The 24758-nt window shown below is 66.5% G+C and carries 19 protein-coding genes and 1 riboswitch; of the genes, 7 read left to right on the top strand and 12 right to left on the bottom strand.

All coding sequences use genetic code 11. The features are described from left to right. Window positions 1-5: 5 nt before the first annotated feature. Window positions 6-1961: a TonB-dependent receptor plug domain-containing protein gene (locus tag V0R62_RS15635; protein ID WP_330104399.1), complete on the bottom strand. Its 1956-nt coding sequence runs from the start codon at window positions 1959-1961 to the stop codon at window positions 6-8. Window positions 1962-2050: 89 nt separating this feature from the next. Further along, window positions 2051-2254: riboswitch (cobalamin riboswitch) on the bottom strand. Between the two features lie 142 nt (window positions 2255-2396). Between V0R62_RS15635 and V0R62_RS15630 the strand changes: the two genes are divergently transcribed. From V0R62_RS15630 to V0R62_RS15620, 3 genes are all read left to right on the top strand, one after another. After that, the gene (locus tag V0R62_RS15630) at window positions 2397-2786 is read left to right on the top strand and encodes a DUF2946 family protein (protein WP_330104398.1); all 390 of its coding nucleotides are present in this window, start codon (window positions 2397-2399) and stop codon (window positions 2784-2786) included. A gap of 71 nt (window positions 2787-2857) precedes the next feature. Then, window positions 2858-5011, top strand: coding sequence for a TonB-dependent receptor (locus V0R62_RS15625; protein WP_330104397.1), 2154 nt, complete (start codon window positions 2858-2860; stop codon window positions 5009-5011). A 5-nt stretch (window positions 5012-5016) separates the two neighbouring features. Next, entirely contained in the window at window positions 5017-6471 is a 1455-nt protein-coding gene (locus V0R62_RS15620) for a PepSY domain-containing protein (protein WP_330104409.1), read from the top strand. A gap of 42 nt (window positions 6472-6513) precedes the next feature. On the opposite strand, the gene ykgO is transcribed toward V0R62_RS15620, so the two are convergent. Then, complete coding sequence (ykgO, locus tag V0R62_RS15615; protein ID WP_023632134.1) at window positions 6514-6660, bottom strand: type B 50S ribosomal protein L36; 147 nt, start codon at window positions 6658-6660, stop codon at window positions 6514-6516. Window positions 6661-6797: 137 nt separating this feature from the next. On the opposite strand from ykgO, the gene V0R62_RS15610 reads away from it, so the two are divergent. Further along, window positions 6798-8888, top strand: a complete 2091-nt coding sequence (locus tag V0R62_RS15610) for a TonB-dependent siderophore receptor (protein ID WP_330104396.1) — start codon at window positions 6798-6800, stop codon at window positions 8886-8888. 7 nt (window positions 8889-8895) lie between these two features. On the opposite strand, the gene V0R62_RS15605 is transcribed toward V0R62_RS15610, so the two are convergent. From V0R62_RS15605 to V0R62_RS15560, 10 genes are all read right to left on the bottom strand, one after another. Continuing rightward, a complete protein-coding gene (locus tag V0R62_RS15605; RefSeq protein WP_330104395.1) occupies window positions 8896-9738 on the bottom strand; it encodes a metal ABC transporter permease in 843 nt (280 codons plus the stop codon). Then, a complete protein-coding gene (locus V0R62_RS15600) occupies window positions 9735-10595 on the bottom strand; it encodes a metal ABC transporter permease (protein ID WP_186732278.1) in 861 nt (286 codons plus the stop codon). Before V0R62_RS15600 ends, V0R62_RS15605 begins: the two co-directional genes overlap by 4 nt. Further along, window positions 10592-11473: a manganese/iron ABC transporter ATP-binding protein gene (locus V0R62_RS15595; RefSeq protein ID WP_330104394.1), complete on the bottom strand. Its 882-nt coding sequence runs from the start codon at window positions 11471-11473 to the stop codon at window positions 10592-10594. Before V0R62_RS15595 ends, V0R62_RS15600 begins: the two co-directional genes overlap by 4 nt. Beyond that, on the bottom strand, window positions 11470-12393 hold the full coding sequence (locus V0R62_RS15590) for a metal ABC transporter substrate-binding protein (RefSeq protein ID WP_330104393.1): 924 nt from the start codon (window positions 12391-12393) through the stop codon (window positions 11470-11472). The genes V0R62_RS15595 and V0R62_RS15590 overlap by 4 nt, the downstream gene beginning before the upstream one ends. A gap of 157 nt (window positions 12394-12550) precedes the next feature. Next, a complete protein-coding gene (locus tag V0R62_RS15585; protein WP_330104392.1) occupies window positions 12551-12886 on the bottom strand; it encodes a DUF3325 domain-containing protein in 336 nt (111 codons plus the stop codon). Window position 12887: 1 nt separating this feature from the next. Next, complete coding sequence (locus V0R62_RS15580) at window positions 12888-14417, bottom strand: PepSY-associated TM helix domain-containing protein (protein ID WP_330104391.1); 1530 nt, start codon at window positions 14415-14417, stop codon at window positions 12888-12890. Next, entirely contained in the window at window positions 14414-14701 is a 288-nt protein-coding gene (locus V0R62_RS15575; protein WP_330104390.1) for an iron transporter, read from the bottom strand. The genes V0R62_RS15580 and V0R62_RS15575 overlap by 4 nt, the downstream gene beginning before the upstream one ends. A 116-nt stretch (window positions 14702-14817) precedes the next feature. Next, window positions 14818-17037 carry a TonB-dependent siderophore receptor gene (locus V0R62_RS15570; protein ID WP_330104389.1) on the bottom strand — a complete coding sequence of 740 codons (2220 nt, stop codon included), beginning with the start codon at window positions 17035-17037 and terminating at the stop codon, window positions 14818-14820. 137 nt (window positions 17038-17174) lie between these two features. Then, on the bottom strand, window positions 17175-18512 hold the full coding sequence (locus V0R62_RS15565) for a sensor histidine kinase (protein WP_330104388.1): 1338 nt from the start codon (window positions 18510-18512) through the stop codon (window positions 17175-17177). Further along, on the bottom strand, window positions 18509-19234 hold the full coding sequence (locus V0R62_RS15560; RefSeq protein ID WP_330104387.1) for a response regulator transcription factor: 726 nt from the start codon (window positions 19232-19234) through the stop codon (window positions 18509-18511). The genes V0R62_RS15565 and V0R62_RS15560 overlap by 4 nt, the downstream gene beginning before the upstream one ends. 244 nt (window positions 19235-19478) lie before the next feature. Here V0R62_RS15560 and mrdA point away from each other — a divergent pair, with 244 nt between their 5' ends. The 3 genes from mrdA (at window position 19479) to V0R62_RS15545 (ending at window position 24699) form a co-directional block, all read left to right on the top strand. Next, the gene (mrdA, locus tag V0R62_RS15555; RefSeq protein WP_330104386.1) at window positions 19479-21365 is read left to right on the top strand and encodes a penicillin-binding protein 2; all 1887 of its coding nucleotides are present in this window, start codon (window positions 19479-19481) and stop codon (window positions 21363-21365) included. Window positions 21366-21511: 146 nt separating this feature from the next. Next, entirely contained in the window at window positions 21512-23839 is a 2328-nt protein-coding gene (locus tag V0R62_RS15550) for a bifunctional diguanylate cyclase/phosphodiesterase (RefSeq protein ID WP_330104385.1), read from the top strand. Then, window positions 23827-24699: a phosphate/phosphite/phosphonate ABC transporter substrate-binding protein gene (locus tag V0R62_RS15545; RefSeq protein ID WP_330104384.1), complete on the top strand. Its 873-nt coding sequence runs from the start codon at window positions 23827-23829 to the stop codon at window positions 24697-24699. Before V0R62_RS15550 ends, V0R62_RS15545 begins: the two co-directional genes overlap by 13 nt. Window positions 24700-24758: the final 59 nt, after the last annotated feature.

The raw sequence follows: 24758 nt of genomic DNA, 5'->3' as shown, positions 1-24758 counted from the left end.
GCCCCTCAGAAGGTGTAGGTGTACCGCAGTTCGCTGGTGAACGGTCGCCCAAGGTTGTCGACGTTGCTCGCCCGGCTGGTGACATAGTCGCGGTCAAACAGGTTCTCCACCAGCAGGCTCAGGCGGTGCTGGCGGGCGCCGTCCAGGTAGCGGTAGGCATCGGCGTCGACCACCGAGTAATGGCCGTAGTCGACGCCCTTGGAGCTGACCACATCGCGAATGTAGCGAATCGCCCCTCCGGCACCCCACAGGCGGTCTGCCGATTCGTAGCCGAGCCGCGAGCGGGCGAAGAAACTCGGCACGTCGTTGATCGTCGCCCCGGTGCGCGACTCGGTGAGGTTACGGGTCATGTCGGCCTGCAGGCTCCACTGGTCGTTCAACTGCAAGCGTGCATCGGCCTCGAAACCACGCATCTGCACCTGGCCCTGTCCGTTCACCCACTGGCTGCCGTCCAGGGTAATCAGGTCGCTGATCTTGCGCCGGAACACGGTGACGCTGGCGCTGAATTCACGCTCCAGCAGCAGGCCGTGATAGTCCAGGCCAAGCTCGGCATTGCGGCTCTTCTCGGGCTTGAGGTCGCGGTTGCCGATCTCGTCGCCGGGCTCGTTGACGAACAACTGCTCGGCGTTGGGCAGCTTGTAGGCGCTGCCGTACTGACCACGCAGCTGCCAGTTGTCGTTCAGGTCGTACAGCGAGGTGAGCATGCCGACGGTGGCGCTGTCGCCGCCGCTCATGGCCTCGTGGCGCACGCCAAGGCTCGGGTGCCAGTTCGGCAGGGCCTCGATCCTGGGCCGCAGCTGGGCATACAGCGCATTGGCCTGGGCCTTGTTGTCGTCGATCACCAGCACGTCATCCTGGCCCTTGAACCACTGGTTGTCGGAACCGAACACCAGCACATGGCCGCCGTCGAGCTCGGCCTTGCCCTCGGCCTGCACGCCCCAGTCGGTGAAGCCCCAGTAGTCGTTGTGGTTGACCACGTTGCGGCTGCCATCGCCACGGTTGTTGATGCGGGTATAGCGGGTGTCCCAGTCGTTGACGTGGCCCTTGATGAAGTAGCTCAGGCGCTCGTTGAGGCGCTGCTCGAAGGTGGCGGTGGCGATCTGCTGCACGCGGTCGTTGGTGGTCTTGTAGTTGTTCACCGGCCGGGCGAAATCGAGGTTGGCGTCGGTGTACTGGTAGAACAGCTCCAGCCGCGCATCGTCACCGAAGGCCTGGATCGCCTTGCCGCCGAAGGTGGTCACCTCGTAGCCGCGCTGTTTGTCGCTGACGTTGCCGCTGTAGTCCCGGTTGCGAAACGGCTGGTAGCCGTCGGAAACATTGTGGCTGACATAAGCCAGCAGGCCCAGGTCGCCGAAGCCGTTGCTGAAGATCCGCTCGACGCGGGCGTCCTTGCTGCTGCCGGCGAAGCTGTCCAGGCCCAGGTTGACCTCGCCCGAAGCCTCGCGGCTCTTTGGGCTGCGGGTGACGATATTTATCACCCCCGCCACCGCCTGGGTGCCGAACAACAGGCTCTGGCCGCCCTTGAGCACCTCGATGCGCTCCACCGCGTTGGCCGGCAGGGTGTCCAGGTACAGGCCGCCGTACAGGCGGTTGTTCAGGCGCACGCCGTCGAGCAGGATCAGGGTGTCGTCGTTGCGCCCGCCCAGCAGCGAATAGGTGCCGTAGTCGAACGGGCCGTTCTTCGGCGCGACGTAGAAACCGGGGATGAACATCTGCATTACCCGGGTGATGTCGGCGCCGGGGCCGGCGCGCTCGATCTGCTCGCGGCTGACGATCTCGACCTTGCTGCCGTACTGGGCCATGGCGGCGACCGTGGTCGACTCCACCGACGGCGCGGCGACGATCTGCTGGTCGAGGATCAGGGGGGTGTTTTCGGCCAGTGCCAGGGGGCTGGCCAGACAGCCCAGGAGCAAGGTCCGGGCCGTGGGGAAACAACGTCGGGAGTGAATCACAGCAATCATGCTCTTCTCGAAAGTGACTTTCGCAGAAGCACGCAGGAGCAGGGATCGCGCACAGCCAATACCGGCCCATGCCCGCCCACCGCAGGAGTTTGCCTACAACATTCCAGGCCGGTCTCCGGGCTCGCAAGACAAGATACCTTCACCTTCCCATGGCGCGCGGGCCACAGTGGTCTGTCGAAGGCATCACTTGCATACCGTTGCGGGGGCAGCACCGGACTCGCTCCATGAGCTTACCGGTTTCCCGTTTCACCCCATGCGCGGCGGCATGGGACACCTGAAATCGGTCGGCATCTGAACACCTGGGGCCGAGAGGCGTCAAGCCAGCCAGGTGAATCGATTCGAATGTTTTTTATCGGCCAAGCACTCTAGGCAGATGTTTCAAACGCTGTAGAATCCGCACGCCGAACCTATTCTCATTCCCTTCGAGCTTTGCCGATGAAGCTGGCCCGCCACACACGATCGCAAGTCGCCTGGGTGCTGTATTTCAGCATCCTGTTCGGCTCGTTGCTGTGCGCCATGGGCCATGGACAGATGGCAGGCTTGCGCCTGGCCGGCCTGGATGACGCCGCCTGGTGCGCGGCCGACAGCAGCGGCGTGTTCAAGGGCGACCAGGACGTCACCGACCCGGTGCTGCCCGCTGGCGGCGACTGCGTGATCGCCAGCCTGTTCAGCGCCACCCTGCTGGCGGTGTTCTTCGGCCTGCTGGCCCTGCTCGCCGGGGAGTCGAGCAAACCCTTACCCAGACAACCCGCGCCGCCCCTGCCCAAGCAGCGCTGGCCGCTGGTCAATCCGCGCGCCTCCCCCGCCTCGCTTCTCGCGTTCTGACATCGCCACGCCCGAGTACTGCCTGATCGGCAGCGGGCGTGCGCTCACCGATTTCAGCCAGGAAGCCTTGCATGTTCCGCATGACCACTTTGGCGCTGCTCGTTGGCAGCGCAACCTGCGCCTGGGCGCAGGATGACACCCTGACCCTGCCCGCCAGCAACGTCACGGCCACCGCCGACCAACCCAAAGAAGCCACCACCCTGGACCTCGACCGGCCTATCGAAAGCGGCTCGCGACTGAACCTCAGCGCCCGCGAAAACCCGGCCTCGGTCAGCGTTGCCGACCGCAAGACCATGGAGCGCATCGGCGCGCGTAACTTCCAGGACGCCGCCAACGCCCTGCCCGGGGTCAACGCCTCGGCACCGCCCGGCTGGGGCGGCTATGTGTCGTATCGCGGCTTCAACGGCGCCCAGGTCAGCCAGTTGTTCAACGGCATCAACCTGCAATACGGCGCCACGGCGCGCCCGGTTGGCGCGTGGATCTACAACCGCGTCGAACTGCTCGGCGGCCCCTCGTCGTTCCTCAACGGCAGCGGCGCCGTCGGCGGCAGCCTGAACATGATCACCAAACTGGCGAGCCGCGACGAGGACACCTTCGAAGGCCGCGTCAGCTACGGCCGCTACGACACGATGGAAACCTCGGTCGGCTTCAACAAAGCGCTCAACAGCGGCGACGGTCCGCGCCACTACGCGCGGCTCGACTACAGCCGCACCAGTACCAATGGCTACATCGACCGCCAGGAGAACGGTGCCGGCAACCTGGCCTTCTCGCTGCTCAGCGACATCAACGAACAGCTGTCGCACACCCTGGCCATCGAGTACCTGGAAGAGAAGGAAGACAGCCCGTATTGGGGCACGCCGGTGCTGCAGCCGGCGGTCGGCACCCTGCACATCGACAAGCACAATCGCTTCAACAACTACAACGTCGAGGACGGCCGCTACGAGCAGCGCACCCGTTGGCTGCGCTCGATCACCGACTACCGCATCGACGACAGCAACCAGCTGCGCAACACCTTCTACCACTACAACGGCCAGCGCGATTACCGCAACCTCGAGGTGTACCGCTACAACGCCGGCAATACCGCCATCAACCGCTCCGGCGGCTACCGTCAGAGCCACGACCAGGAGGTCAACGGCAACCGCGTCGAACTGACCCACCAGGGCCAGCTGTTCGGCCTGGCCAGCGACTGGGCGTTCGGCGTGGACTACAGCCGCAACCAGCAGACCACCTATCCGCTGTCCAAAGGTGCCTTCGACACCATCAACCCGAACGGTTTCCAGCCCGGCCACTTCCTTGACATCCCCGGCATGGACGCGCCGCGCACCAAAGGCCGCACCACCACCACCGACACCACTGCGGGGTTCGTCGAGAACCGCACCCACCTGACCGACCAGCTAGCGTTGATCACCGCGCTGCGCTACGACCATATCGACTTCGACGTGGTCGACCACGTGACCCGGGCCAAGCTGGACCGGCGCTGGGACGCCTTCACCGGACGCCTGGGCCTGGTCTACGACCTGACGCCCAATGTCAGCCTGTACACCCAGTACAGCACCTCGGCCGAGCCGCCGGGAGGCTCGCTTACCGGCGCCTCGCTCAGCCAGGTCGGCGACTTCGACCTGAGCACCGGCCGCCAGGTGGAAGTGGGCAGCAAGTTCGACTTCCTCGACGGGCGCGGCTCGGCCACTGCGGCGGTCTATCGCATCGTGCGCAAGAACATCTCGGTGCCCTCCTCGACCGTGCCCAACACCACCGAGCAGGCGGGCCAGCAGACCTCCACCGGCATCGAGCTGGCGGCCTCGTTCAAGGTCACGCCCAAGCTGCTGGCCGCAGGTAACTTCAGCTGGGTCAACGCCGAGTACGACGAGTTCAACGAAACCATCGGCGGCGTGGTGTACTCGCGCAAGGGCAAGAACCCAGTGAACATCCCCGACCGGGTCGCCAACCTGTGGCTGACCTATGACCTGGCGCCGGGCTGGCAGATCGGCGCCGACGCCCGCTATGTGTCGGCGGTTTACGCCAACACCGCCAACACCGCCTGGGTGCCGTCGTACACCGTCTACGGGCTGTCGATGACCCACGACCTGGACCAGCACGTGCAGCTCAGCGCGCGGCTGCGCAACCTCACCGACGAGGTCTACGCGCGCTTCATCCACCAGACCAACACCCAGTACTACCTGGGTGAGCCGCGCAGCCTGGAAGTCGCTGTGCAGTGGCGCTACTGATGGGCCTGAAACGCCAGCTGTACCTGTGGCACCGCTGGCTGGGCATCGTCGCCTGCCTGTTCATGGCGCTGTGGTTCGTCTCCGGGGTGGTCATGCTGTATGTCGGCTACCCCAAGCTGACCCCGGCCGAGCGCCTGGCCCACCTGCCGGCATTGCCGGCGGGTTGCTGCGCCGAGTTGCCGGCGCAGTGGGCGCAGCAGCCGTTGAAAGCGCTGCGTCTGACCAGCCTGGGCGGGCGGGCGCACTACCTGTTGGAGCTGGCCGACGGCCGCCACGTCGCCCTCGATGCCACCAGCGGCGAGCTCCTGGCTCACGCCGATGCCGACTGGGCCCTGGCCAATGCCCGGCAGTACGCCGGTGACGCGGCGCTGGCCTACCAGGGCACGGTGGACGAGGACATGTGGACCCACTCCCGGGCCCTGGACGGCGACCGGCCCCTGCACCGGGTGCGAGTGGACGATGCCGCTGGCACCTGGCTGTACCTGTCCGGGCGCAGCGGTGAAGTGGTGCGCGATGCCACCGCGCAGGAGCGCACATGGAACTGGGTCGGTGCCTGGCTGCACTGGCTATATCCCTTGCGCGGTGGATTCGGCTTCGACAACGGCTGGCGCACGCTGGTGATCGGCCTGTCCGTGCTCGGCACGCTGATGGCGATCCTGGGCATGGCGGTGGGCATCCTGCGCCTGCGGCTGCGCACGCGCTACCGCAGCGGTTCGCGCAGCCCCTACCCCGGCGGCTGGCTGCGTTGGCACCACATCGGCGGGCTGCTGTTCGGCGGGGTGCTGGTGCTGTGGGTGTTCAGCGGTCTGATGTCGATGCGCCCCTGGGGCCTGACCGACAGTCATTCCCAGATCGCCCTGCAACCCGGCCCGCTGCGCGCCGCCGACCTCAAGCTGCCGGTCGCCACGGTGTTGGGACTGTTGCGCGACGAGGAGCAGTTCAACACCGTCGAGTTGCAGTGGCAGCGCCTGGCCGATGTCACCTACCTGGTGGCACGCAATGCCGACGGCGACAGCCGCATCCTCGAAGCCGACACGCCACCGGCCCGGGCGTTTGCCCGACAGCGGTTGCTGGCGGCCGCGCAGGCCATGGCCCCGGGCATTGCGGTGCAAGATGACTGGCAGACCGCCTACGACTTCCACTACTTCGCCCGCGACCCGCAGAGCATGTACGGTTTCCAGTCCCGTCCATTACCCGTGCTGCGCCTGCGCTTCGATGACCCGGCCGCTACCTGGGTCTACCTGGACCCGGCCAGCGGCATGCTGGTGGCCAGCCACGACCGGGCGCAACGCACCGGGCGCTGGTTGTTCAACCTGCTGCACAGCTGGGACTGGCAACCGCTGCTGGCGCGGCCGCTGTTGCGGGAAGGGCTGATCATCGTCCTGAGTAGCGGTGGACTGGTGATTGCCCTCAGTGGCGTGGTGCTGGGCTGGCGGCGTCTGCGCAGGACGCTCCGTTAGCTTCACTGGGCCGCTTTGCGGCCCCATTCGCTTATCTTGCGGCTACCCCCGCTTCTTCTTCACCCCGCCCTGCCTGGCCTTGAACCGCGGGTTGGACTTGCAGATCACATAGATCCGGCCACGACGCTTGACCACCTGGCAATCACGATGACGGCGCTTGGCCTGCTTGAGTGAGGACAGTACTTGCATGGGAACCTCTAGTTACGTAATAACATTACAATAACGCGAATCATTCCCATCTGACAACCGCTCTGAATACCTCATCTGACTGTGGCGCCAGCACAACGTTAAATGTTACGTTATTACGTATTCATTGGAGAACCCTCGTGAACCCTCGCGCACCGCTTCTGGCCGGCCTCACCCTGGGCCTGTTCGGCCAACCCCTCTCGGCAGCCCAACCCCTGCTGCTGGAGGAAACCTCGATCACCGACGCCTACCTCGAAGAGCGAGCCGACGGTCCCGTGCAAGGCTACCGCGCCACCCGCTCGGCCACCGCCACCCGCACCGACAGCGATATCCGCGACACCCCGCAGAGCATCCAGGTGGTGCCCGCCCAGGTGATCAAGGACCTCAACAGCACCCGCATCGACCGCGCCCTGGACTTTGCCGGTGGCGTGTCGCGGCAGAACAACTTTGGCGGCCTGACCTTCCTCAACTACAGCGTGCGCGGCTTCACCACCGGCGAGCTGTACAAGAACGGCTTTGCCATCAACCGCGGCAGCTACAGCTCCCCGGACACCTCCAGCATCGAGCGCATCGAAGTGCTCAAGGGCCCGGCCGCCAGCCTCTATGGCCGTGGCGACCCTGGCGGTCTGGTCAATATCGTCACCAAACGCCCCCAAGCCGAGACCTTCAGCACTCTCAGCCTGAGCGCGGGCAGCTGGGACCGCTACCGCACCGCCCTGGATGCCAACTCGCCCCTGGACAGCGAAGGCAATCTGCTGGGCCGGATCAACCTGGCGGTCGAGGACAATGGCAGTTTCCGCGATCACGTGGACAGTGAACGACGCATCGTCAGCCCGTCGCTGAGCTGGCAGCTGTCACCGGACACCCGCGTGATGCTCGATGCCGAGTTCTCGCGCACCGAATCGGTGTTCGACCGGGGCATTCCGGCGGTCAACGGCCAGTTGGGTTCGGTACCGCGCTCGGCCTTCATGGGCGAACCCAACGACGGTAGGATCCGCAACGACAACCAGACCCTCGACCTGGCGCTGGAGCACTTCCTCAACGACGACTGGAAGCTGCGCCTGGCCAACCACTACACCCAGGGCACGCTCAAGGGCAACAGCTCAGAGCCCCAGGCCCTGGTCGGCAACACCCTCACCCGCTTCTACCGCGAGCGCAACTTCGAGTGGAACGACAACATCACCCAGGTCGAGCTGCACGGCCAGTTCCAGCTGCTCGGCTGGCAGCACCAGAGCCTGATCGGGCTTGAATACGAAAACTACCGCAACAGCCAGAAATACCCGCAAAGCGCGACCTCGGCGGGCTATGGCCTGGACATCTACAACCCGGTGTACGGCAAGCCCAAGCCGACACTTACACGGGCCAACGACTTCTTCGAACGCACCGAAAGCCATGCTCTCAACCTGCAGGACCAGATCGCCTTCACCGAGCGCCTGCGCGGCCTGCTCGGTGTGCGCCTGGAGCGCATCGAACAGACTGCGCAGAACCGCTCCACCGGGGTCAGCAACAGCCAGGCGAAGGATGTCGCCACGCCGCGCATAGGGCTGCTGTATCAACTGACCCCGCAGGTGGGCGTGTTCGCCAACGCCTCGACCTCGTTCAAGCCCAATACCATTGGCACCCAGGGCCAGGTCTACAAGCCTGAAAAAGGCTTGGGCTACGAGACCGGACTAAAACTCGACCTGCTAGACAACCGCCTGGGCGCGACCATCGCGCTGTTCCATATCGACAAGGAAAACGTCATCACCACCGACGCGCTCGGCGAAAGCGTGGCGGCGGGCGAAGCGCGTAGCCAGGGGCTGGACTTGCAGTTCAGCGGCCAGCTGACCGATGCCGTGCGGGTGATCGGCGCCTACGCCTACATCGATGCCGAGGTCACCAAGGGCGACGCGGCCCTGCCCAAGGGCAGCGACCTGCTGGGCATTGCCCGCAACAGCGGCAGCGTGATGGGCGTTTACGAGTTCCAGGACGGCGCCCTGCGCGGCTCGGACATCGGCGCGGCGTTCAACTATGTCGGCGAACGCTCCGGCCAGGCCGGCAGCCACTTCACCCTGGATGCCTACAGCACGGTCGACCTGCTGGCGCACTACAAGGCCAGCGAACAGGTCACAGTGGGGCTGAACCTCAACAACCTGTTCGACCGCAAGTACTACGAACGCTCGTACAACAGTTCGTGGGTGCTGCCGGGCGAGCCACGCAACTTCAGCGTAAGCCTGACCCTCAGTCTCTGAGGGTCGTTCACGTCGCCATGGGCGACCCGAACCTGCGCCCAAGCGCCTGCCAGAGCAGCACCAGCACAAACACCCCGGCAAAGGCCATGACGATGGTCGGCGCCGGGGCGCTGTCGAGGTAGAACGAGCCGTACACGCCCACGAACGAACAGCCGATGGCGACCAGCAACGACAGCCACAACATGTGCCGGAACTGGCGCGTCAGCAGCGCGGCGATGGCCCCCGGGGCAATCAGCAAGGCGATCGCCAGGATCACCCCCGAGGCCTTCAGCGCCCCGACCACCGCCAACGAGATCAGGCACAGCAGGCCATAGTGCAGCCAGCCGCTGCGCAGGCCCACCGCGTGGGCTTGCACCGCATCAAAGGTGTGCAGCATCAGGTCCTTCCACTTGGTGGCGATGACCAGCGCCGTGAGCACGGCGATGCCCGCGCACAGCCACAGGTCCTGGGGGCCGGCGCCGAGGATGTCGCCGAACAGGATATGGTCCAGGTGCACATCGGACTGGATCTTCAGGTACAGCACCAGCCCCAGGCCGAACATCCCCGAGTAGACGATGCCCATCACCGTGTCCTGCTTGATGCGGCTGTTCTCCTTGAGGTAGCCCGTGGCCACCGCGCAGAACATGCCGGCCAGGAACGCCCCGATGGCGTAGGGAACCTGCACGATGTAGGCGATCACCACGCCGGGGAACACTGCGTGGGCGATGGCATCGCCCAGCAGCGCCCAGCCCTTGAGCACCAGGAAGCACGACAGCAGTGCCATGGGAATGGCGATCAGCACGGCGATGGCCATGGCGTTGACCATGAAGTCGAAGCGCAAGGGTTCCAGCAGCAGGTCGATCACGTTCATGGCTGCACCTCCAGCGCCTGGCGCCGACGACGGCGCGCGGCCAGCAGCCCGTGCTTGCGGGCGAAGACGAACACCAGCAGGAAGATCAGCGTCTGCAGCACGACGATCACGCCGCCGGTGGCGCCGTCGAGGTAGTAGCTTAGGTAGGTGCCGGTCAGGCTGGTCAGGGCGCCAATGGCGACGGCGATGACCAGCAACCGGGGAAAGCGGTCGCTGAGCAGGTAGGCCGTGGCGCCAGGGGTGATGACCATACAGATCACCAAGAACGCCCCCACCGTCTGCAACGCGGCCACGGTCGAGGCCGACAGCAAGGCGAAGAACAGCAGCTTGAGTGCATCCGGGCGAATGCCGACTGCGCGGGCCTGCTGCTCGTCGAAGAAGGTCAGCATCAGGTCGCGCCACTTGGCCAGCAGCACCGCCAGGGTGACCAGGCCGATGATCGCCAGTTGCAGGGTGTCGCCCGGGGTGATCGCCAGGATGTTGCCGAGGACGATGGTCTGGATGTTCACCGAGGTCGGAGATAGCGAGACCATGAACAGGCCCAGGCCGAAGAACGAGGTGAAGATCATGCCGATCACCACATCTTCCTTGAGCCGCGTGCGGCGCTGCAGGAACAGCAGCGCCGCCGAGGCCAGCCCGCCGGCGAAGAACGCGCCGAGGGAAAACGGCAGGCCGATCATGTAGGCGCCAGCCACCCCCGGCACGATGGCGTGGGACAGTGCATCGCCGATCAGCGACCAGCCCTTGAGCATCAGGTAGCAGGACAGGAACGCGCAGACCCCGCCGACCAGGGTCGAGACCCACAGGGCATTGCGCATGTAGCCGTAGGCAAACGGCTCGAGCAGCAGTTCGATCATGCGTCGGCCTCGCTGTCGCTGCCCGGCTCACGGCGCGCCGGCAGGCCGTTGCGCAGGATCAGCGGCCGCTCGTCGTCGCTGAACACGCTGACCGGTGGTTGCTGCGACGGATCGCCCGGCAGCAGGGCGAAGTGGCGCAGCACCCCGCCGAAGGCGCGTTCGAGATTGTCGCGGGTGTAGACCTCGTCAGTCGGCCCGTGGGCCAGCACGGTGCGCTTGATCAGCACCACCCGGTCGCAGAACTCCGGCACCGAACCGAGGTTGTGGGTCGACACCAGCATGATCCGCCCTTCAGCGCGCAGTTCGCGCAGCAGCTGGATGATCTGGTCTTCGGTCTTCACGTCGACCCCGGTGAACGGCTCGTCGAGCAGGATCACCCGGCTGTCCTGGGCCAGGGCGCGGGCGAGGAACACACGCTTGCGCTGACCACCGGACAGTTCGCCGATCTGCCGCTTGCGCAAGGCCTGCATGTCGACCCGGCACAGCGCCGCGTCCACCGCCTCGTGATCGACGCGTCGGGGGATGCGCAGCGGGCCCATGTGCCCGTAGCGCCCCATCATCACCACGTCCTCGACCAGCACCGGAAAGTCCCAGTCCACTTCCTCGGCCTGGGGCACGTAGGCCGTGCACTTGCGCCGCAGGGCGCGCTCGGCCGGCAGGCCCAGCACGCTGATGCGCCCGGCGGCCAAACGCACCAGGCCCATGATGGCCTTGAACAGGGTCGACTTGCCCGAGCCGTTGATGCCCACCAGCGCGGTGATCGAGCCCATCGGCAGTTCGAAGCTGGCGTCGTGCAACGCGGTATGGCCGTTGCGGTAGGTCACGGTGGCGCCCTGGACGACGATGCCGCTTTCCAGGGCCTGGTTGTGCTGGTTCATTGGCTGCCTGCCTGGCCCAGGCCCTGGACGATGGTGTCGGTGGTCACCCGCAGCAGGTCGAGGTAGGTCGGCACCGGCCCGTCCTGGGCGCTCAGGGAGTCGACGTAGAGCACGCCGCCATAGTGCGCGCCGGTTTCCCGGGCCACCTGGCGGGCCGGCTTGTCGGACACCGTGCTTTCACTGAACACCGCCGGGATGTGATGCGCCCTGACCGCGTCGATGACCGTGCGCACCTGGTTCGGCGTGCCCTGCTGGTCGGCGTTGATCGGCCACAGGTACAGCTCCTTCAGGCCGAAGTCGCGGGCCAGGTAGGAGAACGCGCCTTCGCTGCTGACCAGCCAGCGCCTGCCGGCGGGAATCTGCTCGAGACGGGCGCGCAGCGGCGCGATGGTCGCCTCGATACGCGCCTTGTAGGCCTCGGCGTTGCGCTGGTAGGCCTGGGCGTTGCCCGGGTCGTGGCGCACCAGGGCGTCGCGGATGTTGTCGACGTAGACCAGGGCATTGCGCGGCGACATCCACGCGTGCGGATTGGGCTTGCCGCTGTAGGGGCCGGCGACGATGCCCATCGGCTCGATGCCGTCGGACACCACCACCCCCGGCACCTGCTGCAGGCGCTGGAAGAACTTCTCGAACCACAGCTCCAGGTTCAGGCCATTCCACAGGATCAGCTGCGCCCCCTGGGCGCGGCGCAGGTCGCCGGGGGTCGGCGAGTAATTGTGGATCTCGGCGCCGGGCTTGGTGATCGACTCGACCACGGCGGCATCACCCGCCACGTTGCGGGCCATGTCGGCAATGATGGTGAAGGTGGTGACCACCTTGAACTTTTCCGCCGCGCCCACGGGCAGCGCCAGCAGCAAGGTGGCGAACAGTGCGCCTGCCAGGCGCCAGGGGCGGGATTGGGAACTGCTTCTATCGAACATCCGTCACTTCCACTTCGAGTCGGAGGAAACGGCTAAGGCACGGAACGGCGGCCGATCTTGTGCGCAGCCCCAGGTCGTGCGGCGTGGGTCATGCGGTCGGCTCTGCCTTGTCGAGTATGGAGAGCCGCCACACGGATGGCAAATGCGCCGACAGGCATTACCCTGCCAGTGTCGCCAGTGCCAGCACTGGCCACCCCGCCACAGCCGTTCCAATCGCCAGCCGCGGCTGGTAGGGCAGCACCAACACCAGCACCAACCCCGCCAGCGAGACCAGGCCAAGCCCGCCGATAGGCCCCATGGCCCAGCCCCAGGCCGCGACGCTGGCGGCGAAGCTGGCCGCCAACGCCAGCCAGCCCGATAGCCGCAGCGCCCGACGCAGCGACAACGATGGCGGCCGTCCCCAGACCTGTTTGTAGTGCCGCTCCAGCCCCAGGCACAGGGCGATCATGCCGCTGTACGCCAACCACAGTCCCGTGGCTATCGCCAGCCCCATTTCAGTTGACCTCCGTACGGACACGCAGCGCACGCTCCGGCGCTGGCTGCCCGATTTTCCAGGCACACGCGGCCAGCAGGCCGCCGACCACCAGGGTGGTGACTTCCAGAGGGATGTAGTCGCCGCGATTGACCGTGACCACGTTCAGCAACGGCAACCCCAGGCACAGCGCCGCCGCCAGCCCGAGCTGCTCCTGCCAGGCCCGTAACCAGGGGCGCAGGCAGGCGTGCAGCAAGGTCGCCAGCCAGATCAGGAAGAACACCCGCACCTCCCAGCCGTCACGCTGCGCCAGCTCGAGCGGCAACAGGCGGTTGGCCCACAACAGGCCGACGCAGGCCAGCGCCAGGCCGGCCACCACGCTGACGTTGATGCGCTCGGCGCCGACATACAGCGCGGCGCCCAGCGCCCCTTCGCCGTCATGCCGGCGTCGGCGCTTGACGGTGAACAGCACCAGCCCCGTGGCGATCATCGCGCAGCTGGCCAGGCCGCAGACGAAGTACAGCCAGCGCATCGGGTAGCCGCCGAACTGGGCGAAGTGCATGCCCGCCAGCACCCGTTGCATGAGCAGGCTCGGGCGGCTTTCGGCGGGCGCCCGCAGTACCTTGCCGGTCACACCATCGAAGACCATGCTCTGGCCCTTGGTCAGCTCGATGCGATTGCCCAGCAGCGGGCGCACCTCGATCCGCGCATCGCCGCGCCCCGGGTTGTGGATCGACAGGCTGGCCAACGGCCCCAGCACGCGCTCGGCCTCGGCCAGCAGCGGCGGCAACGCCGTCAACGGCGCCGGCCCGGCAACCTCCTGAGGTGGCTGGCGTCCCTGGCCGGCATGCTGCTCGGGCATGCCGCGCAGGGCGCGATTGAGTGCCTCGCGATCCCCGCCGAACAGCGCATCGGAGGCCGCCGGCATATAGATCAGGTAGAAGATCACCAGGCCCGTGTAGGTGATCATCAGGTGGAACGGCAGCACCAGCACGCCGGTGGCGTTGTGCGCGTCCAGCCAGGAGCGCTGGCCCTTGGCCGGGCGGAAGGTGAAGAACTCCTTGAAGAACTTTTTGTGGATGACGATGCCGCTGACCAACGCCGCCAGCATCGCCATCGCCGCCAGGCCCACCACCCAGATGCCGAGCAGGCGCGGCAGGTTGAGGGTGAAATGGAAACGGAAGAAGAAGCCGCCGCCGGCCGTTTCACGCACCTGCAGCAGCTCGCCGGTTTCCGGGTCCAGCGCCTGTCCGCCGCCGCGACGCTGCTCGCCGGTAGACACGCTGAGGGTGGGTGCGCGTTCGTTGGGCAGGCCGATGTTCCAGGTGCGGGCGTGCGGATGACGGGCCTGCAGGTAGTCCAGCGCGCTCTGCGCCGCCTCGCGGCTGTCCAGGCTGTGCGCCGGGATTTCCGGACGCAGCCAGTTGTCGATCTCCTTGTCGAATACCGCCAGGGTGCCGGTGAGGAAGATGGCGAACAGCACCCAGCCGAACAGCAGCCCGCTCCAGGTGTGCAGCCATGACAGGGATTGGGTGATGGTTTTCTGCTTCATCCCAGGCGCTCCAGCAGTTGCGGCCAGAAGCCGATCAGCGCCAACGGCACGCCGAGGGCGAGGCCGGCCCAGCCGCGGGTGGCGCTGCGGCAGGCGAAGGCCCAGAGGATCGCACCTGTGTAGACGGCGAACGACAGCACGGTGGCGACGATCAGGGCATCCGCTGGCTGCAGCGGCAACAGCCGCGCCAGCGCGGCGGTGAAGGCGTAAGTGAAGGCATAGCCGCCGAGCACGGCGGCGACGATGCGCGAGAGCATGGGCCAGGCGATATTCACGGTTTGCATTCCTTGGGGGCGCGTTGCGCCCCTTTCGCGGCACAAGGCCGCTCCTACAGAAAATCACATCCCTCTGTAGGAGCGGCCTTGTGCCGCGAAAGGGCTGCGCAGCAGCCCCGCTTTCATCAGAACGAGGTGGTCACCGACGCATAGAACGCGCGCCCCGGCTCGTTGTAGGTGGCGGCGCCGGCGCTGGTCCCCGCCCCTTCGCGGTACACGCGCTTGTCGAACAGGTTGCTGATGCCGGCGCCGAACGACAGGTTCTTGTTCAGCGCGTAAGTGCCACCGATGCCCCAGACATGGTACGGATCAAGGGTCTTCAGCTCGTTCTGCGCCGTGACGCTGACCTCGCGGGTCGGGTTGAACTGGCGCGGCTCCTGCTTGCCGTAGTAGGTGCCGGTCAGGCTCAGCGACAGGGCCTCGGTCACCTGCCAGTCGAGCATGGTGTTGACGGTGTACTCAGGCACCACCGACAGCGGGTTGCCGTCGCTGTCCTCGTTGGCGTCCATGTAGGTGAAGTTGGTGTTCCAGCTCAGCACCTCGCCGGCCTCGCCCAGCAGCGGCACGCCGATGCTGCCTTCCCAGCCCTTGACCACCGCGTCCTGGGCGTTGTCCCAGCGCAGGATCGCCTCGTTGGTGGCCGTGCGCCCGGTCACGTCGTTGGCCGAGACGATCTTGTTGTCGTAGTCGTTGCGGAAGTAGGTCAGGCTGGCACTCCAGCCATCGCGGGCGAAGCTCACCCCCAGTTCCTTGTTGACGCTGATCTCCGGGTCGAGGTCGGCGTTGCCCAGCACGTAGCAACCGTTCGAGCTGAGGCTCGGGGCACAGCCGTTGCCGTTGCTGCGGTACAGGTAGTTGGGGTTGGACTGGTACAGGTTCGGCGCCTTGAACGCCCGGGCGATGCCGGCCTTGAGGGTGACGTCCTCAGTGAGCTTGTACGAGGTGTTCAGGCTCGGGCTCCAGTTGGCGCCGAACTGGTCATGGTGGTCCAGACGCAGGCCCGGGGTGAGGAACCAGTTTGGTGTCAGCTCGATATTGTCCTCGGCGTAGACGGCCATGATGGTGGCGTCCATGTCGGTGGGCCGCGCCCCGGCAGCGGAGGTCGGCAGCGTGGTGCCCACGGCGCGGTTCAAGGTGCTGGGGTCGTCGAGTTCCTGGTAGTTCCACTCGGCGCCCAGAGTAAGGGTTTGTGGACGCAGCAGATCCAGCGGCAGGTCCAGCTGGCCCTGGACCAGGTAGCTGTCGTAGGTGCTGGTGGCTTTCTCGTTGCCGCTGATATCACCGTCGACGCTGCCGGTCATGCCTTCGAGCAGACGGTTGTTGCGGGTCTTCTCGTACTGCGCCAGCACACGGGAAGTGCCGAAGTCCCAGTCGCCGCGATGGGTAACGGAGAAGTCCTGGCGGTACATGGTATTGGTCTCGCGACCTAGCCAGCCGTTGATGGTGCTGCCCGGCACCAGCGAGTCGGTGCCGCCGGTGCCGACGTCGCCAGCGTAGATGTTGCCCTGGCGACTGAAGCCGGTCTCGAAATCGATCGTCTGCTGGTTGTCCAGCGCCCAGCTCACCAGGGCGTTGATGTCCTTGTTGCGCACGCCCTCGCGGCCGGCGGCCAGGGACGAGCCGCTGGCGGTGTCGGTATGGCCCTGGTTGATGTCGGCGTCGTCGGCGTCGGTCTTGTTCAGGTTGCCGTACACGCGGAAGGTCAGCGACTCGGTCAGCGGGCCGGCGAGGCTGAAGGTGGTGCGTTTGGTCATGCCCTCGGCATCGTCCTCGGGCAGGTTGGTGAAGGCGGTGATGCTGCCGGTCATTTCCTGGGTCGGGCGCTTGGTGATGATGTTCACCACCCCGCCCATGGAACCCGAGCCATAGCGGGCCGCCGCCGGGCCTCGGAGCACCTCGATGCTTTCGACCTGGTCGGCCGGCACCCAATTGCTGTCGCCGCGGGTGTCGCGCTCGCCGGCACGGGTGTAGCGCACCGCGTTGCGCGAGGTCACCGGCTTGCCGTCGATCAGGATCAGGGTGTTTTCCGGGCCCATGCCGCGCAGATCGATCTGCCGGTTGTTGCCCCGCGAGCCACTGGCGCCGTTGCCGGTCAGGTTGACCCCGGGCATCTTGCGAATGATCTCGGACAGGTCGTTGACCGGCGGACGCTTCTTGATGTCCTCGGCGCTGATGATCGAGACGCCCGATGCCTGCTTCAGCTCCTGCTCGGCGGTGGCCACCACGTGGGTGTCGCTCAGTTCAAGCACCTCGTTGCCCTGGCTGTCGGTGGCGGCCCACAGGGTCGCGGGCGACGCCGCCAGCAGGGCCAGGCAGAGATGGTTGAGCTTGAATCGGGGCTGCATCGGGACACTCCTTGCGCGTTGGAAACTGTCCGGGCAAGGAGCGAGCGGGAGCACGACGATCCGACTCGCCCCGGGGCCGGCACGGGACGAGCACGAATGCTATATATTCTCATTTGAGAGTAAATCTATTTTACAATCTATACATTTCTCAGCCGCAGGCTGACCCGCAGGCCCGGTGAGCGGTTCTGCGCCCAGACCTCGCCGCCCTGCAGCTGCGTGACGCTGCGGGCGATCGACAGTCCGAGGCCAAAGCCATCGCCACCCGGACGCGCGGCATTGAGCCGGGTAAAGGGCTGGAAGATGCTTTCCAGGTGCTGCGGTTCGACGCCGGGCCCCTGATCCTCGACCCACAGCAACCAGGTATCACCCTCGCAATGGCCGCCCAGGGTCACAACGCCGCCCGACGGCGAGTGGCGCACGGCATTGCGCAACAGGTTTTCCAGGGTCTGGGCCAGGCTGTTGAGGTGGCCGAGCACCGTGCAACTGGCAGGCAGCGCATTGCGCAGCTGTTCGACCGGCCAGCCGGTCTCGTAACAGACGTCGTCGCACAACACTTCCCACAGCCGCCCCACATCCACTGGCTCCAGTGGCAGGAGCGGCCGCTCGGTGTCCAGCCAGACCAGCTCCAGGGTATCGTTGATCAGCCGCTCCATGCCCTGCACTTCGCGCTCCAGGCGCTGACGCAAGGCCTGGTTGTCCTGCTCGCGCTCGCCGCTGACACGCAGCCGACTCAAGGGGGTGCGCAGCTCGTGGGACAGGTCGCGCAGCAAGCGGCGCTGGAATGCCACGGTATTTTCCAGGCGACCGGCCATGTGATCGAAGGCCCCCGCCAGTTCACCCAGTTCGTCGCGACGCCGGGTGAGTTGCCCGCCGACCCGCGCGGACAGGTCGCCGGCGCTCAGGGCGATGGCCTGGCGCCGCAGCACGGCCAGCGGCGCGATGACCCGGCGGTACAGCAGCACGCCCAGACCCAGCGCCAGAGCGGCCGGCAACACCCGCTCGAGCAAGGCTCGCCACAGGTGGTTGTACTTGCGTGGGTTGAGCCGCGCCGGCAGGTCCATCACCAGCTGGGCCTCGCCGCGACTGAACGGCACGTAGAACGTCGGCGTGCCGCCGGGCCGCCCCACTGACCAGTCCAACGAGCGCATGAAGCTGAGCTTTTTACGCTCTCGCCCACGCAAGGGCTGCGACGACAACGACACGCCATGCGGCCCGACCACCGCCGCCCACACGCCCTCCTGCGCCGTCAACGTGTCGAGAAAGGCATCCACGCCCGCCTCGCCGCCCTCCTCCCAGGCCTGCTCGGCCTGCCGCGCATAATCGGACAGCGTGTTGCGCGCCGTGCTACCGAGGGTCGAGGTGGCCATGTCCAGGCGTTGGCTGACATCTACGTGCAGGCTGATGATCAGCAGGCTGAGCAAGGCGATGCCGCCGAGCAGTGTCCAGAACAGCGAGTGCCGATCCGGCAGCCTCATGGGAGCACGCGCTTGAGCATGTAGCCGACGCCGCGCACGGTCTCCACCCTGGCCGCGGCGTAGCCGATCGACTGCAGCTTGCGGCGCAGGTGACTGACATGCATGTCCAGGCTGCGGTCATGGATCGAATAGGCGCGGTTCAGCGCCTGCTGGTAGAGGAAGGTCTTGCTCAGCGCTTCGTCCTGGGCATGCAGCAGGGTCTCGAGGATCCGGTACTCGCAGCCGGTCAGCCCGGCCCAGCACTGGTCGTGGCAGACATCGCCGCGCAGCGGGTCGAAGGTCAGGCCCAGGGCGCTGCCCAGATCCTGATGACTGACCGGGCCTTGCCGCTCGTAGGCGATCCGGCGCAGCAGGGCATCGATGCGCACATCCATCTCCGCCATGCTGAAGGGCTTGGCCAGGTAGTCGTCGGCACCCTGGCTGTAGCCGACGATACGATCCTGCTCGGCGCCCAGCGCCGACATCAGGATCACTGGCACGCGCTGGCGGCGGCGCAACTCGACGAGCATGTCCAGGCCATTGCTGTCCGGCAGCAGGATATCCAGCAGGATCAGGTCGAAGCCGCCCTCGCGCAGCAGTTGCGGCACATCGCCAGTGCCGTGGCGAACGGTCACCGCGAAGCCGCGCTCGCCCAGATGGCTGCCGATATGGGCGGACAGGACGGGATCGTCCTCGATGGCGAGGATGCGCACCGGGGCATGGGAAGCGAGAACCGACTGCATGGATTACCTTGCGAATGATAATGATTGCTTGTCGCGTATTCTGACAAATCCTATCCCTTCGCCACAAATCCGATCGTTCCCAGCGCCGTCCCAGCGTTCCATGAAGGAAACTTCATATTCGCCGCCAGCCCCCTGGACGCGGGGCCGACCGGTGCTGCGCGGGAATTGCGCGGCGGGGCTCGCCTTGAGCCCCCCTGCCCGCCCGCGTAGCATCGCGACCCCATTCCGTGACACCGCGACGCCCATGCCCCAGCCCATTCCCCTCAAGGACCACGAAAAGGAAAAGCACCTGGTCAACCGCCGGTTGCTGGCCTGCGCCCTGCTGGTGATGAGCCTGGTGGCGGTGCTGGTGGGCCGGCTCTATGTCCTGCAAGTGCTGCAGCATGACCAGCAGAGCGCGGTGTCGGAGAACAACCGCGTGCATGTGCTGCCGATTCCACCCGAACGCGGCCTGATCTATGACCGCAACGGCGTGGTGCTGGCCGACAACAAGCCCAGCTTCAACCTGACCATGACCCGCGAACGGGCCGGCGACCCGGCACGGGTGCTCGACAGCCTGGCGCAGATCCTCGGTCTGTCCGAGGACGACCGCCACCAGTTCGACAAGGACCTGCGCCGTGGACGCAAGCCGTTCGAGCCGGTGACCCTGCTGGTGGGTCTGAGCGAAGAGCAGATCGCCCTGATCGCGGTCAACCAGTTCCGCCTGCCGGGGCTGGAGGTCGAGCCGCAGTTCATCCGCGAATACCCGCTGGCCGAGCACTTCGCCCATTCGGTGGGCTACGTCGGGCGCATCAATGAAAAGGAAGCCAAGACCCTCGACAGCACCGCCTACCGCGGCACCCAGTCGATCGGCAAGACCGGCATCGAACGCTTCTACGAGAACGAACTGCACGGTCAGGTGGGCTACGAAGAAGTCGAGACCAACGCCCAGGGCCGGGTGATGCGGGTGCTCAACCACCACGACCCGGTGCCGGGCAAGGACATCGTGCTGAGCCTCGACGCCCACCTGCAGCAGGCCGCCGAGAAAGCACTGGGTGAACGGCGCGGCGCGGTGGTGGTGCTCGACCCGGCCAACGGTGATGTGCTGGCGATGGTCAGCAACCCGGCCTTCGACCCCAACCTGTTCGTCAAGGGCATCAGCTACAGGCAGTACGCCGCCCTGCGCGACTCCATCGACCGGCCACTGTTCAACCGCGTGCTGCGCGGGCTGTACGCCCCCGGCTCGACGGTCAAGCCCGAGGTGGCCATCGCCGGCCTCGACAGCGGCGTGATCAACCCCGCCAGCCGGGTCTTCGACCCCGGCTACTACGAGCTGCCCAACTACGACCACAAGTACCGCAACTGGAACCGCACGGGCGATGGCTGGGTGGACATGTACACGGCGATCATGCGTTCCAACGACACCTACTTCTACGACCTCGCGCACAAGCTGGGCATCGACCGCCTGCACGACTACATGGCCGAGTTCGGCCTGGGCCAGAAGGTCTCGCTGGACATGTTCGAGGAAGCGCCGGGGCTGATGCCTTCACAGACCTGGAAACGCGCCACCCGGCGCCAGGCCTGGTTCCCCGGCGAGACGCTGATCCTCGGCATCGGCCAGGGCTACATGCAGGTCACCCCGCTGCAACTGGCCCAGGCCACCAGCCTCTTGGCCAGCAAGGGCGCCTGGCACCGCCCGCACCTGGCACTGACCATCGGCGGCCAGGCGCCGGTGGACCCCAATCCGATGCCGGATATCGTGCTGCACGACCGGCACGCCTGGGACCAGGTCAGCCAGGGCATGCAGATGGTCATGCACGACCCGCGCGGCATCGCCCGCGCCGCCGCCGCCGGCGCGCAGTACCGCATCGCCGGCAAGAGCGGCACGGCGCAGGTGGTGGCGATCAAGCAGGGCGAGCGCTACAACCGCGACAAGACCCTCGAACGCCACCGCGACAACGCCCTGTTCGTCGGCTTCGCCCCGGCCGAGCACCCGGCAATGGTGGTGGCGGTGATGATCGAGAACGGCGAGGCCGGTGGTCGGGTCGCGGGACCCGTGGTGCGTGAGGTGATGGATGCGTATCTGCTGGATGAGCAGGGGCATCTGAAGGCGCAGTATGCGGGGGTGGTCAAGGCTGTTCCGCATAGCTAATTGCCTGGCACCCAGAACGCGATCGAGGTCCTCTTGCGCCAAAGACCTTGAAGGATAGCGAGTAAAGGCAAAACGCCACCAGTCATCACCCCGTCATGTTTCTGTCGTATTTTCCCCCCCATCACCCAGGGCCGGGGAAATCGTCTGTGATCCGCCGTTCACGCTCCTCCGCAGGGCTTCTCCCCCTGCTGCTGCTGACCCTGTGCGCCGCCACGCTGACCTTTCTCTGGGCCTCGCACATCGGCCAGAAGTCCGCCTCACGCCAGGACGCCCTGGCCGCCAAGGCCGCCGAGCACCTCAACCTGGCCAGCATCGTCGCCGAGAACCTGCGCCAGCTGGTGGATCGCGCCCAGGCCGTGGGCCGGGTCACCCAGGCCGACATGCTGACCCTGCGCCAGGGCAACCAGAACCTGGCGCGGATCCTCGCCGAAGACCCGGTGTTCAAGCGCATGAGTCTCTACGACCGACATGGCCGCCTGCTCTCCTCCAGCCACGCCGACGAACCGGCACAACTGCCCCAGGCCTGGCTCGAGCAGCTCAAGACCCATGTTTCCCGCCACGGTTTCAAGGCATTCATGCCCCGTGCCATCCCCAATACCAACCCGGCGGCACTGCCCACCTGGCGCCTGCCCTTCCTGCTGCCGCTGACCGACCTGCCCGGCCGCGAAATCGACAATGTCCTCGTGGTACAGCTGGACATCGGTTACCTCGCGGTACTGTTCCAGCACATCGACCTGGGTCGCACCGGCCTGATGCGCCTGCTCCAGGATGACGGCCAGGAGCGCCTGCGCATCGACAGCAGCGGCGTGGTGGTGGCCGGCCAGACCCTGGTGCCCGGGCTGCCGGGCAGTGGCGACGAAGTCGGGCAACTGACCCAGTACACCCTAGAGGGCCCCTACCAGAGCCTGTATCGTCGGGTCGTCGATCGCGGTTTCAGCGTGGTGGTCAGCCAGCGCCATGACGAGATCCTCACCCCCGCCGCGCTCGCCGCCAGCCGCCAGTTGTGGCTGAACCTCTGCATGACCCTGATGATCCTCGCCAGCCTGGCCTGGGGGCTGCGCCTGCTGCACAAGCGTCAGGAAGCCTTTCGCGAGCTGGAACATGCCCAACAGGTCAACCAGCGGCTGATCGGCCGCCTGGAGGAAGAACACCGGCGCAGCAGCCATGCCGCCGCCACCGATCACCTCAGCGGCCTGCACAACCGTCGCCAGTTCGTCGAGGTGGCCACCCAGACGCTCACCCGCCAGCGCGGCAAGCGCCGGCTGACGGCGATCCTGTTCATCGACATGGATCGTTTCAAGTCGATCAACGACTCGCTCGGGCACAAGGTCGGCGACCTCCTGCTGCAGGCCGTCGCCGGGCGCATCCGTCGCCTGCTCGAGCCTGGCGACGAGGCCTCGCGCTTCGGCGGCGACGAATTCGTGGTGCTGCTGGCCGGCGAGCGCAGCGAAGAGCAGATCGACGCCTGGGTCCGCGCCCTGGTGGACAAGCTCTCAGCCACCTATGCCCTCGACGGCCAGGAGGTCAATACCAGCCCGAGCGTCGGTGTGAGCATCTGCCCACGCGATGGCCAGGCCATCGACCAGCTGATCCGCAGCGCCGATGCCGCCATGTACTCGGCCAAGCAGGCCGGGCGTGCCCAGTACCGCTTCTTCGACCCGTCGCTGAACCTCTCCGACATCCAGGCCTTCACCCTGGAACAGGCCTTTGGCAGTGCCCTGGCCGAACACCAGTTCATCCTGCACTTCCAGCCGCAGATACGCCTGGACACCCTGCAGGTGCTCGGTTACGAAGCGCTGGTGCGCTGGGATCATCCGGAATTCGGCCTGCTCTATCCCGACCGTTTCATCGGCGTGGCCGAGCGCAGCGGCTTCATCGTCGAGCTGGGCTGGGAGGTACTGCGCCTGGCCTGCGAGGAGCTGGCGCGCTGGAGCGCCCGCGAGCATGTCGCCCGGCTGGCGGTGAACGTATCGGCCCTGCAACTGCGCCAGGCCGATTTCAGCGAACGCCTGCTGGGCGAACTCGACTACTACGGCATCGCCGCGCAACGCCTGGAGCTGGAGATCACCGAAACCGCCGTGCTCGATCCGCACGGCTGCGCGGTGGCACACCTGCATCGCCTACGTGCCGCCGGGCTCGGTATCAGCCTCGACGACTTCGGCCGCGGCTATGCCGGTTTTGCCCATCTGCAGGCGCTGCCGCTGTCCAAGCTGAAGATCGACCGGGCGCTGATCGCACCGCTGTCCAACAGCCATGACGACAGCCCGATCGTGTCCTCGACCATCATCCTGGCCAAACGCCTGGGCCTGGAGGTGGTCGCCGAGGGCGTCGAGACCCGCGAGCAGGTGGTGTGCCTGAAGCTCGCCGGCTGCGACATCGCTCAGGGCTACCACTTCAGCCGGCCACTGTCGCCGGCCCAGTTGCTCGAATACCCGCCCTACAACGGCAGTGAGGAAAAGGCATGCGTGTACTGAAGACGCTGATCGGCCTGGCGCTGGCGCAACTGCTGGCCAATCCCGCGACGGCCACCTGCACGCCCCACAGCCTGCGGCTGGCGATGATCCCGATCAAGGACGTCGAGGCGATGCGCCGCGAACACCAGCCATTGCTCGAACGCCTGGGCGCAGCCGCCGGGGTGCCGGTGGAACTGGTGATCAGTCCTTCCTACGAAAGCGTGGTGGATGCCATCGTCTCCGGCGGCGCTGATATCGGTCGGCTGGGCCCTGCCTCTTACATACTCGCCCATCGCCGTGACCGGCGCATCGAAGCGTTCGCTTCGTTCACCCTCAGCGGTGGGACCTACACGCCGCCGGGCAACCACTACCAGGCGCTGCTGCTGAGCCGTGTCGACGGCCCCGCCAGCGTCACGGCCGTGCGTGGCACCCGGGTGGCCCTGAGCGATCCGGCCAGCACGTCCGGCGGCCTGGTGCCCAGTGTCGAGTTCGCCGCGCAGGTCGACAGCCCGTTGCCTGGCTATTTCGGCGCGCTGGTGTATGCCGGCAACCATGACAAGGCACTGGAGGCGCTGCTCGAAGGGCGGGTCGAGGCGGCCTTCGTCGCCAGCGAGCGGGCCGATGCCTACCTGGCCAGCCACGCCATCGACCCGGCCCGGTTGCGGGTATTGTGGCGCTCGGCACCGATTCATTACGACCCCTATGTATTCAGTGCCGGGCTGTGTCCAGCGCTCAGGCAGCGGTTGCGCAAGGTCATGCTGGAGTCACCCGAGACGCTGGCGGCCTTCGCCGCCTCACAAGGCGCCACCGGGCTGGTGCCGGTGACGCACGCAGACTATGCGGGGTTGGAGAGGATGATGCAGGAAACGGGGCAGCCATGATGTTGCTCAGGGTTACGCGGTCCCTGTAGGAGCGGCCTTGTGTCGCGAACGGGGCGCGT

It is taken from the genome of Pseudomonas carassii (assembly GCF_036324045.1).
Classification (GTDB): domain Bacteria; phylum Pseudomonadota; class Gammaproteobacteria; order Pseudomonadales; family Pseudomonadaceae; genus Aquipseudomonas; species Aquipseudomonas peradeniyensis.
This window is presented reverse-complemented; position numbering and strand designations above follow the sequence as displayed.

Bases quoted from the DNA above. Each gene is read 5' to 3' on its own strand.
- V0R62_RS15580 (WP_330104391.1), bottom strand. From the start codon at position 14,417: ATGAAGCAGAAAACCATCACCCAATCCCTGTCATGGCTGCACACCTGG.
- V0R62_RS15545 (WP_330104384.1), top strand. From the start codon at position 23,827: ATGCGTGTACTGAAGACGCTGATCGGCCTGGCGCTGGCGCAACTGCTG.
- V0R62_RS15635 (WP_330104399.1), bottom strand. From the start codon at position 1,961: ATGATTGCTGTGATTCACTCCCGACGTTGTTTCCCCACGGCCCGGACC.
- V0R62_RS15565 (WP_330104388.1), bottom strand. From the start codon at position 18,512: ATGAGGCTGCCGGATCGGCACTCGCTGTTCTGGACACTGCTCGGCGGC.
- V0R62_RS15575 (WP_330104390.1), bottom strand. From the start codon at position 14,701: ATGCAAACCGTGAATATCGCCTGGCCCATGCTCTCGCGCATCGTCGCC.
- V0R62_RS15605 (WP_330104395.1), bottom strand. From the start codon at position 9,738: ATGAACGTGATCGACCTGCTGCTGGAACCCTTGCGCTTCGACTTCATG.
- ykgO (WP_023632134.1), bottom strand. From the start codon at position 6,660: ATGCAAGTACTGTCCTCACTCAAGCAGGCCAAGCGCCGTCATCGTGAT.
- mrdA (WP_330104386.1), top strand. From the start codon at position 19,479: ATGCCCCAGCCCATTCCCCTCAAGGACCACGAAAAGGAAAAGCACCTG.
- V0R62_RS15590 (WP_330104393.1), bottom strand. From the start codon at position 12,393: ATGTTCGATAGAAGCAGTTCCCAATCCCGCCCCTGGCGCCTGGCAGGC.
- V0R62_RS15595 (WP_330104394.1), bottom strand. From the start codon at position 11,473: ATGAACCAGCACAACCAGGCCCTGGAAAGCGGCATCGTCGTCCAGGGC.
- V0R62_RS15600 (WP_186732278.1), bottom strand. From the start codon at position 10,595: ATGATCGAACTGCTGCTCGAGCCGTTTGCCTACGGCTACATGCGCAAT.
- V0R62_RS15585 (WP_330104392.1), bottom strand. From the start codon at position 12,886: ATGGGGCTGGCGATAGCCACGGGACTGTGGTTGGCGTACAGCGGCATG.
- V0R62_RS15625 (WP_330104397.1), top strand. From the start codon at position 2,858: ATGTTCCGCATGACCACTTTGGCGCTGCTCGTTGGCAGCGCAACCTGC.
- V0R62_RS15560 (WP_330104387.1), bottom strand. From the start codon at position 19,234: ATGCAGTCGGTTCTCGCTTCCCATGCCCCGGTGCGCATCCTCGCCATC.
- V0R62_RS15570 (WP_330104389.1), bottom strand. From the start codon at position 17,037: ATGCAGCCCCGATTCAAGCTCAACCATCTCTGCCTGGCCCTGCTGGCG.
- V0R62_RS15630 (WP_330104398.1), top strand. From the start codon at position 2,397: ATGAAGCTGGCCCGCCACACACGATCGCAAGTCGCCTGGGTGCTGTAT.